Genomic DNA, 10,146 nt, shown 5'->3' on the forward strand with positions numbered 1-10,146 from the left:
TACCCATGTGTCGGAAGTCGCTGACAAACGCACGGTAGCCGACACATTCGCGACACATTGGCATCATTTTGAGTGAAATTCCCAAAATCGCGGAGAGACGCAATGCCGCACCTGTCGGTTCCGGGAGGGCGTGGCGACGCTGTCGACCGACGAGGGTTTACGCCAACCGTTTTACGTTTACGTAAACGTCATAATGCGCGTGGTACTGCCCCAAGCGGCAACCTATGCGACGTCACCTTCACCGTCAGGCAATGCCATGACGCCGGTGCTACCATAAGTCCGACTGGCATCAGCATCACGAAAAAGGCCCCGCCCACCGGGTGGCATCACAGAGGTGAGCACTCGGGAAAGCAAAAATACAGAGGCCGGCAATCACCGCTGCCGTCCTGCTTCACGAGAGCGGGGGGGCAAAGAAGTTTTGGCGATCCCAAAATCAGTGAGAGTGAGGAGCACACCCCATGAACGCCCCCGTCAACCCGAGTTTGCTGGCCGCGCTGGAATCGGTCACGCTCGACGACAAGTACACGCTCGAGCGCGGTCGCGCTTACATGAGCGGCATTCAGGCCCTGGTTCGACTACCGATGTTGCAGCAAGCGCGCGACGCCGCCGCCGGGCTCAATACCGCAGGTTTCATCTCGGGCTATCGCGGCTCGCCGCTGGGCGGTCTGGACCTGTCGCTGTGGAAGGCGAAGCAGCATCTCGCCGGGCATAACATCGTCTTCCAGCCCGGCCTGAACGAAGATCTCGCCGCCACGTCGGTCTGGGGCTCGCAGCAGGTCAATCTGTACCCCGCCAAGTTCGATGGCGTGTTCTCCATGTGGTACGGCAAGGGCCCCGGCGTCGACCGCTCGATGGACGTGTTCAAGCACGGCAACTCGGCCGGCTCGTCGAAGCACGGCGGTGTGCTGGTACTCGCTGGCGACGACCACGCCGCCAAATCCTCCACCCTCGCCCACCAGTCGGAGCACGTTTTCAAGGCCGCCGGCATCCCCGTGCTGTATCCGTCGAACGTGCAGGAGTATCTCGACTACGGCCTGCACGGCTGGGCGATGAGCCGTTACTCCGGCCTGTGGGTTGCCATGAAGTGCGTGACGGACGTCGTCGAATCGTCGGCGTCGGTGATGATCGATCCGCACAACGTCGACGTGCGACTGCCCGACGATTTCATCATGCCGCCCGACGGGCTGAACATCCGCTGGCCCGATCCGCCGCTGGTGCAGGAAGCGCGCATGATCGACTATAAGTGGTACGCCGGCCTGGCCTATGTGCGCGCCAACAAGCTCGACCGCGTGATGATCGACTCGCCCAATGCGCGCTTCGGCATCATGACCGGGGGCAAGGCGTACCTCGACGTGTGTCAGGCGCTTGCCGACCTCGGGCTCGACGAAGCCACGTGTCAACGCATCGGCATTCGTCTTTACAAGGTGGGCTGCGTGTGGCCGCTCGAAGCGCAGGGTGCGCGCGCATTCGCGCAGGGGCTGCAGGAAATCCTGGTGGTCGAGGAGAAGCGCCAGATCCTCGAATACCAGATCAAGGAAGAGCTGTACAACTGGCGCGACGACGTGCGTCCGCGCGTATACGGCAAGTTCGACGAGAAGGACGGCGCCGGCGGCGAATGGTCGGTGCCGATGGCCAACTGGTTGCTGCCCGCGCACTACGAACTCTCGCCCGCGCTGATCGCCAAGGCCATTGCCACGCGTCTGGAGAAGTTCGAGCTGCCGAGCGACGTGCGCGAGCGCATCGCCACGCGCCTGCGCGTGATCGAAGCCAAGGAGCAGGCGCTGGCCAAGCCGCGCGTGGCCGTCGAGCGCAAGCCGTGGTTCTGCTCGGGGTGCCCGCACAACACGTCGACCAACGTGCCCGAGGGTTCGCGTGCGATCGCCGGCATCGGTTGTCACTACATGACGGTGTGGATGGACCGCAAGACCGACACCTTCTCGCAGATGGGCGGCGAGGGGGTGCCCTGGATCGGCCAGGCGCCATTCTCCTGCGACGAGCACATCTTCGCGAACCTGGGCGACGGTACGTACTTCCACTCCGGCCTGCTGGCGATACGCGCGGCGATCTCGTCGAAGGTCAACATCACCTACAAGATCCTGTACAACGACGCCGTCGCGATGACCGGCGGGCAGCCGGTCGACGGCACGCTCTCCGTGCCGCAGATCGTGGCACAGGTCGATGCCGAAGGCGCCGCGAAGATCGTGATCGTCACCGACGAGCCCGAGAAATACGAGGGCGTGAAGCTCGTGGGTGACGTGCCGGTCCATCACCGCAGCGAACTCGACCGCGTGCAGCGCGAGCTGCGTCTGGTCAAGGGCACGTCCATCCTGATCTACGACCAGACGTGCGCCACCGAGAAGCGCCGCCGTCGCAAGCGCGGCACGTACCCCGATCCGGCCAAGCGCGTGGTCATCAACGAAGCGGTCTGCGAAGGTTGCGGCGACTGCTCGGTGAAGTCGAACTGCCTGTCGGTCGAACCGCTCGAGACCGAGTTCGGCACGAAACGCCAGATCAACCAGTCGACGTGCAACAAGGACTACTCGTGCGTGAACGGCTTCTGCCCGAGCTTCGTGACGGTCGAAGGCGGTCAGTTGCGCAAGCCCAGGACCGCGCAGGTCGACAGCAGCGGCCTGCCGCCGTTGCCGGAACCGGTGCTGCCGAACATTTCGCGTCCGTACGGCATGCTCGTCACGGGCGTGGGCGGCACGGGCGTGGTCACGATCGGCGGGCTGCTCGGCATGGCCGCGCATCTGGAGAACAAGGGCGTCACCACGCTCGATGTGACCGGTCTCGCGCAAAAGGGCGGTGCCGTGACGAGCCACGTGCAGATCGCGCTGCAACCGGAGGACATCCACGCGACGCGCATCGCCATGGGCGACGCACGCGTGGTGATCGGGTGCGACGCCATCACCACGGCCAGCGACGACACGCTCTCGCGCGTGCAGTACGGCGTGACGAACGTCGTCGTGAACAGCGCGCACACCCCGACCGCCGAGTTCATCCGCAATCCCAACTGGCGCTTCCCCGGCTCGAGCACCGAACACGACATTCGGGCCGCGGCCGGCGACGGCGTGGACTTTGTCGACGCCAACCACCTCGCATTGCGACTGCTCGGCGACACCATCTACACGAACCCGTTCGTGCTCGGGTACGCATGGCAAAAGGGATGGGTACCGCTCTCCTACGCGGCCCTCACGCGCGCCATCGAACTGAACGGCGTGGCCATCGAGAAGAACAAGCAGGCGTTCGAGTGGGGTCGTCGCGCCGCGCACGATCTCGCCGCGGTGCGCAAGCTCGCGCAGCAAGGCGAAACGCCGGAATCGTCGGCAGCCGGCGGCAAGCTGATCACGCTGCACACGCCGCGCGCACTGGACATGCTGATCCAGCGCCGCTACGACCAGCTCGTGTCGTATCAGGATCGCGCCTACGCCGAGCGTTTCAAGCAGACGGTGGACCGTGTCCGCGCGGCGGAGACACCGCTCACGCAGGAAGGCGCGCAGATGCCGCTGACCGAAGCGGTGGCCCGCGCGCTGTACAAGCTCATGGCGTACAAGGACGAGTACGAAGTCGCGCGCCTGTACACCGATCCGGCGTTCATGAAGAAGATCAACGAGCAGTTCGAAGGCGACTTCACGTTGCGCTTCCATCTCGCGCCGCCGTCGCTCGCGAAGCACGACGACAAGGGGCATCTCATCAAGCAGACGTATGGCGCCTGGATGATGAAGGCGTTCGGCGTGCTCGCGAAGTTCAAGGGGCTGCGTGGCGGCGCATTCGACATCTTCGGCCGCACCGAGGAACGTCGCATGGAGCGTGCATTGATCGGCGAGTACGAGACGCTGGTCAACGAACTGGTGTCGCGACTGAACGAGCAGAACCTGACGCTGGCCGTTCAGCTCGCCGAGTTGCCGCAGGAGATTCGCGGGTATGGGCACGTCAAGGCGCAAAACCTTGCCGCCACGCGCATCAAGTGGACGAAGTTGCTCGCGCAGTTCCGCGATGGCGACGCGCATCGCGTGGCCGCGTGATGACCAGATTGCGCGACGTGATGTCCTGAGGGGCGCCGGACGCGAATCCGGCAGTCCAATGAAAATCCCGCCGGCGCGCGAGCGTTCGGCGGGATTTTTTTCTGGCGACCGGACGGGGCGCCGGCACTGACACCGGCACGCCGTCCGTCCCCCGGCGCAACGCACTCAGCGCGTGACGTTCGCCGCGGCCACGGCCGTCATGTTGATGATGCGACGCACCGTGGCGGCCGGCGTCAGGATGTGAACCGGCTTGGCACAGCCGAGCAGGAACGGGCCGACCGTCACGCCTTCGCCGCCCGTCATCTTGAGCAGGTTGTACGTGATGTTCGCCGCTTCCACGTTCGGCATGACGAGCAGGTTCGCCTCGCCGGCCAGGCGCGACGCCGGGTAGGCGGCGCGACGCACCGTTTCCGACAGCGCGGCGTCGCCGTGCATTTCGCCATCCACTTCCAGTTGCGGGGCGCGCTCGGCGAGCAGCTCGCAGGCGCGCGCCATGCGCTGTGCCGACGCCGACTTCACACTGCCGAAGTTCGAGTTCGAGAGCAGCGCCACCTTCGGCGCGATGCCGAAGCGCTCGATTTCCTTGGCCGCGAGCACGGTCATCTCGGCAAGCTGTTCCGAGGTCGGCACTTCGTTCACGTACGTATCGCTGATGAACAGGTTGCGCTTCTCGAGCATCAACAGGTTCATGGCGGCGTAGTTCTCCACGCCGGCCGCGCGGCCGAGCACCTGATCGACGACGTCGAGATGACGGTGATACGTATCGATCATGCCGCAGATCATGCCGTCGGCTTCGCCCAGACGCACGAGGATCGCACCGATGAGCGTGTTGTCCTTGCGCATGGCGGCCTTGGCGACCTCTGGCGTCACGCCGTGACGCGCGCCAAGGTTGTGATACTCCTGCCAGCAACGCTGATAGCGCGCATCGTCTTCCGGATTCACGATCTCGAAGTCGACGCCCGGCTTGAGCTTCGAGCCGATCTTCTGCAGACGCATTTCGACCACGGCCGGACGACCGATGATGATCGGCCGGGCGATGCGCTCGGTCAGCACGAACTGGGCGGCACGCAGCACGCGCTCATCTTCGCCCTCGGCGAACACGATGCGTGCGGCGTCGCTGCCGAAACGCGCGCGCGCGGCGGCGAACACCGGACGCATGATGAAGCCGGTGCGGTACACGGTGGTGCCGAGTTGCTCGCGATAGGCGTCCATGTCCTCGATCGGACGCGTGGCCACGCCCGAGTCCATGGCGGCTTGCGCGACGGCCGGCGCGATCTTCATGATCAGGCGCGGATCGAACGGCTTCGGAATGATGTAGTCCGGGCCGAACTCGAGGGACTGGCCTTCATAGGCGCGCGCCACTTCTTCGCTCTGTTCTTCTTCCTGCGCCAGCTCGGCGATGGCCCGCACCGTGGCGAGCTTCATCTCCTCCGTGATGGTGGTCGCGCCAACGTCGAGCGCGCCGCGGAAGATGAACGGGAAGCACAGTACGTTGTTGACCTGGTTCGGGTAGTCCGAACGGCCGGTCGCCACGATGCAGTCCGGACGCGCGGCCTTGGCGATTTCCGGGCGGATTTCCGGCTCGGGGTTGGCGAGCGCGAGAATCAGCGGCTTCGTGCCCATGGTCTTGACCATGTCGGCGGTGAGCACGCCGGCCGTCGAGCAACCGAGGAAGACGTCGGCGCCATTGCTGGCGTCGGCGAGCGTGCGGGCGTCGGTCGCCACCGCGTAGCGCGCCTTGCTCTCGTCGAGCTTGTCGCGGCCAGTGTGAATCACGCCCTTGGAGTCGAGAACCAGGATGTTCTCTTTCTTCAGACCGAGGTTCACGAGCAGGTCCAGACAGGCGATGGCGGCAGCGCCGGCGCCCGAGCAGACCAGCTTCACCTTGCCGATGTCCTTGCCCACGACCTTCAGGCCGTTGAGAATGGCGGCCGAGGCGATGATGGCGGTGCCGTGCTGGTCGTCGTGGAAGACGGGGATCTTCATGCGCTCGCGCAGCTTCTTCTCGATGTAGAAGCACTCGGGCGCCTTGATGTCTTCGAGGTTGATCCCGCCGAGCGTGGGCTCGAGCATGGCGATGGCCTCGACCAGCTTGTCCGGATCGTGCTCCGCGAGTTCGATGTCGAACACATCGATGCCGGCGAACTTCTTGAACAGGCAGCCCTTGCCTTCCATCACCGGCTTGGCGGCGAGCGGGCCGATGTTGCCCAGACCGAGCACGGCCGTACCGTTGGTGATCACGCCCACGAGGTTGCTGCGCGAGGTGTAGCGGTTAGCGGCCAGGGGGTCTTCCGCAATCGCTTCGCACGCATAGGCCACACCCGGAGAATAGGCCAGCGACAGATCGATCTGGTTCGACAGGGGCTTGGTCGGCGTCACCGAGATCTTGCCCGGACGCGGATTCTCGTGGTACGCCAGGGCGCTTTGTTTCAGTTGTTCATCCATATCTCGATACCTAAGGACTTACGACGGCCGGGCCTGCGCCGCGCATGGGCTGCGTGCGGGCGCGGCCGTCTTTTGACGGATCACGGCGGGGGAAGAGCCAACCGGAGGGATTCGGCGATTGTGTCGTCGACGGGGTTCTTCACGGCGCGGTGGCGTGATGACCACCACTTCCCCGATCCGAGGCGACGCGCTCGCGCGCACGTCGGACCGTGGGACTTGCGATGCGCCGGACGCATCGCAGGACGCAAAGTGTACACCTTGCGCCTGAAGCCCGATGCTGCACGCGCAGCATGGCGCGCGTGCGGCATGACCGCCGCCGCGGGCTTACTGCAGGGCTTCGCCGCGACGTTCCGGAATCAGGAACAGCGTGGCGAAGATGTCGAGAACGTAGATGGCGGCCAGGAACACGAGCGCGATCTTGAACGAATAGGCCGCCGCCAGGGCGCCCACGGTGAGCGGGCCGAACCCGCCGACCGCGCGGCCGATGTTGAACAGCACGTTTTGCGCGGTGGCGCGCGCGGCCGTCGGATACAGCTCCGAGATCAGCGCACCGTAGCCGCCGATCATGCCATTCACGAACAGGCCCATCACCGCGCCACCGATCAGCAGTGCGAACTGAGACTGCAACTGCGCGTAGACGAATACCATCACCACGGCGCCGATCTGGTAGCCAATGAACGTCGGACGGCGCCCCACGCGATCGGCCAGGCGGCCGAACAACCAGATGCCGAACGCCATGCCGAGCACCGTCACGGCGGTCCACATGGCCGACTTGGTCAGCGAATAGCCGAAGGTCTTCGACAGGTACGACGGCATCCAGATCATCAGGCCGTAGTAGCCGAAGTTCTGCACCGAGCACAGGATCGCCACGCCGAAGCTGGCGCGGGTCGTGGCACCGTCCTTGACCAGCAGCTTGAGCGGTGCGTGCTCGCGCGGCTTTTGCTGCTGCGCGAGGAACATCTCCGGCTCACCGAGCGTGCGGCGCATGATGAACGACACGACCGCCGGCAGCAGGCCGACGGCGAACATGCCACGCCACCCGATGACCGGCAGCAACACCGGCGTGAGCAGCGCGGCCGCGAGCACGCCCGCCTGCCAGCCCAGCCCCACGAACGACGACGCCCTGGCGCGCCGCGCCGGCGGGCAGGCTTCCGCCGCGAGCGCCATGCCGATGCCGAACTCCCCGCCCAGGCCGCTGCCGGCAATCGTGCGGTAAGCGAGCAGATCCCAGTAGCCCTGCGCGAGCGAGCACAGGCCGGTGAACACCGCGAAGAGCAGAATCGTCCACGACAGCACGCGCACGCGGCCGTAGCGATCGGAGAGCATGCCGAAGGCGATACCCCCGAAGACCGCACCAACCAGCGTCCACGTGACGAGCGAGCCCGACTGCGCCGTGGAAAGTGCCAGATCGGCGGCAATCGCCGGCAGGATGAAGCCGAGGATCAGCAGGTCGAAACCGTCCATGGCGTAGCCGATGGCGGAGGCCCAGAGGGCGCGGTTGGCGTAAGAGGCGTCTTGCGGCGCGGCGGGCACGGCAAGCGAGGGCGAGGAATCGTTGGGCATGGTCACGTCCGGTCTGAATTTTCGGCGTGAGTGTATGCCTGTCATAAAGGCTCGGCAACTGTCTCTTTTTTTGGACACATCTGTCGGACGCCCATTTTCATATGCGCCGTGCGGGAATACTGTGCGTAGATCGCCTATCGAAAATATACGCTCAGTGCATAATTGCCCATGCATTTGCTGAAACTTGTGGCATAATTCGCGTTTAAGCGCCGGTCGTTCGCCGCAAGGCCCGACGACCCGCCGCCTCAGACGGCGTCCTGCCGCAGCGCCCGCGCGCCGCGTCACCCCGCTGACTCCTCCACGACTCCTGGCCGCACGCCACACGGCGGGCAGCCACGCTAAGGAACCGCATCATGATTGGCATCGACCGCCAGGCGATTTCCGACATCACCGCCAAGATCCTGCTCGAAGTGGGCGCGGTGCATTTCAACGCCGAGAAGCCGTATATCTTCACCTCGGGCTGGGCCAGCCCGGTCTACACCGACTGCCGCAAGCTGATCTCGTACCCGCGCGTGCGCCGTACGCTGATGGACTTCGCCGAGGCCGTGATCATTCAGGACGTGGGCTGCGAGCAGTTCGACACGGTCGCCGGTGGCGAAACCGCGGGCATTCCATTTGCCGCCTGGATCGCCGACAAGCTGATGCTGCCGATGCAGTACGTGCGCAAGAAGCCGAAGGGTTTCGGCCGCAACGCGCAGATCGAAGGCGACCTGCCGGAAGGTTCGCGCGTGCTGCTCGTGGAAGACCTCACGACCGACGGCCGCAGCAAGATCAACTTCTGCAAGGCGCTGCGCGAAGCCGGTGCGAAGGTCAATCACGTGTTCGTGATCTTCCACTACGACATCTTCCCGGAGAGCCGTCAGGTGCTCAAGGACATCGATGTCCAGCTGCACTCGCTCGCCACGTGGTGGGACGTGCTGCGCGTGGCCAAGCAACACAACCACTTCGACACGAAGACGCTCGACGAAGTCGAGAAATTCCTGCACGCGCCGGCCGAGTGGTCGGGCGCGCACGGTGGCGCCACGGCGTTCCCGAAGGACTGAGTCGTTCGCGAAGTCGTTCGGTACGTGTAGTATTCGCTTGAGAGGCGAGAGCGGCCGGCCTGAAAAGGCCGGCCGTTTTGTTATCCGCGGACATCTACGGTTATCCGCGCGATCCATCCGCGTGAATTCTGCACGGGGAGTCACCCATGTTTGCTTCGGTCGTCGCCGTGAGTGTCGGCGCAGCCCTCGGCGCACTGCTGCGCTGGACGCTGAGCGCACATCTGAACTACCTCCTGCCCACCCTGCCCCTGGGCACCCTCACGGCCAACCTGGGCGGCGGCTATCTCATCGGCGTGGCGGTCGCCTTCTTCAGCCACGTTCCATCGATACCGGTCGAATGGCGCCTGTTCGTCGTGACGGGGTTTCTCGGCGGCCTGACCACCTTCTCCACCTTTTCCGCCGAAGTCACCACGCTATTGCGCGAAGGCCAGGTGGGCTGGGCATCGATGATCGTGCTCGTCCACGTGGGCGGCTCGCTCGTCATGACGCTGTTCGGCATGGCCACCGCCACCCTGCTCGTGCAGTGGTTCCGCCCGGGCATGTAAGCCGGTGCGGTGCGGCACTCAGGGCAGCAGCATCACCAGCTTGACGTCGTCATGCCCCGACAGCCGGAACGTCACCTGCGCGAAATCGATGTCGCCTCGCACCGGGTGACGGAAACCGCGCCGGCCGCCCTCGCGCTCGACGACGTCCTGCTGCGACCAGAGCGCGGCGAATCGCGGGCTCTCTCGCTGCAGGGCATCGGTGAGCGCGCGCACGGGGGGATCGTCGAGATAGGCGCTGCATTCGGCGCGAAACTCCGCCACCACACGGCGCGCGCGTCGCTCCCAGTCCTGAATCAGCGTGGGCGCCGCTTCGTCGAGAAAGATGTAGCGCAGCAGGTTCTTCGTGCCCGGTGCCCCGTTCGCATCGAGCCATCCGCGAAAGATATCGGCGGCTGCATCGTTCCACGCGAGCACGTCCCAACACCGGTCAAGCGCGTAGGCGGGAGCTGCCACCGCGCCCACGGCGGCCTGTACCTGCGCCGTAGCATGATGCGGCAATGGCTCGGCGCCGCGCTCCGGATCGCG

General features: G+C 65.2%; 5 protein-coding genes and 1 pseudogene. 3 read left to right on the top strand and 3 right to left on the bottom strand.

Features of this window, described 5'->3' with window-relative positions; translation table 11 throughout:
* Nucleotides 1–458: 458 nt before the first annotated feature.
* Nucleotides 459–4,025, top strand: a complete 3,567-nt coding sequence (locus W930_RS0114925; RefSeq protein ID WP_023872529.1) for an indolepyruvate ferredoxin oxidoreductase family protein — start codon at nucleotides 459–461, stop codon at nucleotides 4,023–4,025.
* Nucleotides 4,026–4,190: 165 nt separating this feature from the next.
* On the opposite strand, the gene W930_RS0114930 is transcribed toward W930_RS0114925, so the two are convergent.
* Both W930_RS0114930 and W930_RS0114935 read right to left on the bottom strand, forming a co-directional pair.
* On the bottom strand, nucleotides 4,191–6,470 hold the full coding sequence (locus W930_RS0114930) for an NADP-dependent malic enzyme (RefSeq protein ID WP_023598500.1): 2,280 nt from the start codon (nucleotides 6,468–6,470) through the stop codon (nucleotides 4,191–4,193).
* Between the two features lie 324 nt (nucleotides 6,471–6,794).
* Nucleotides 6,795–8,033, bottom strand: coding sequence for an MFS transporter (locus tag W930_RS0114935; RefSeq protein ID WP_051610645.1), 1,239 nt, complete (start codon nucleotides 8,031–8,033; stop codon nucleotides 6,795–6,797).
* Nucleotides 8,034–8,386: 353 nt separating this feature from the next.
* Here W930_RS0114935 and W930_RS0114940 point away from each other — a divergent pair, with 353 nt between their 5' ends.
* Complete coding sequence (locus W930_RS0114940; RefSeq protein WP_023598498.1) at nucleotides 8,387–9,076, top strand: orotate phosphoribosyltransferase; 690 nt, start codon at nucleotides 8,387–8,389, stop codon at nucleotides 9,074–9,076.
* A gap of 146 nt (nucleotides 9,077–9,222) precedes the next feature.
* On the top strand, nucleotides 9,223–9,621 hold the full coding sequence (gene crcB / locus W930_RS0114945; protein WP_023872531.1) for a fluoride efflux transporter CrcB: 399 nt from the start codon (nucleotides 9,223–9,225) through the stop codon (nucleotides 9,619–9,621).
* An 18-nt stretch (nucleotides 9,622–9,639) separates the two neighbouring features.
* Here crcB and W930_RS0114950 read toward each other — a convergent pair.
* Nucleotides 9,640–10,146 (bottom strand): annotated as a pseudogene (locus W930_RS0114950) (transcriptional regulator); the annotation flags it as partial.

The sequence above is a fragment of the Pandoraea sp. E26 genome, assembly GCF_000681415.1.
Taxonomy (GTDB): domain Bacteria; phylum Pseudomonadota; class Gammaproteobacteria; order Burkholderiales; family Burkholderiaceae; genus Pandoraea; species Pandoraea pnomenusa.

Bases quoted from the DNA above. Each gene is read 5' to 3' on its own strand.
- W930_RS0114925 (WP_023872529.1), top strand. From the start codon at position 459: ATGAACGCCCCCGTCAACCCGAGTTTGCTGGCCGCGCTGGAATCGGTC.
- W930_RS0114930 (WP_023598500.1), bottom strand. From the start codon at position 6,470: ATGGATGAACAACTGAAACAAAGCGCCCTGGCGTACCACGAGAATCCG.
- W930_RS0114935 (WP_051610645.1), bottom strand. From the start codon at position 8,033: ATGCCCAACGATTCCTCGCCCTCGCTTGCCGTGCCCGCCGCGCCGCAA.
- W930_RS0114940 (WP_023598498.1), top strand. From the start codon at position 8,387: ATGATTGGCATCGACCGCCAGGCGATTTCCGACATCACCGCCAAGATC.
- crcB (WP_023872531.1), top strand. From the start codon at position 9,223: ATGTTTGCTTCGGTCGTCGCCGTGAGTGTCGGCGCAGCCCTCGGCGCA.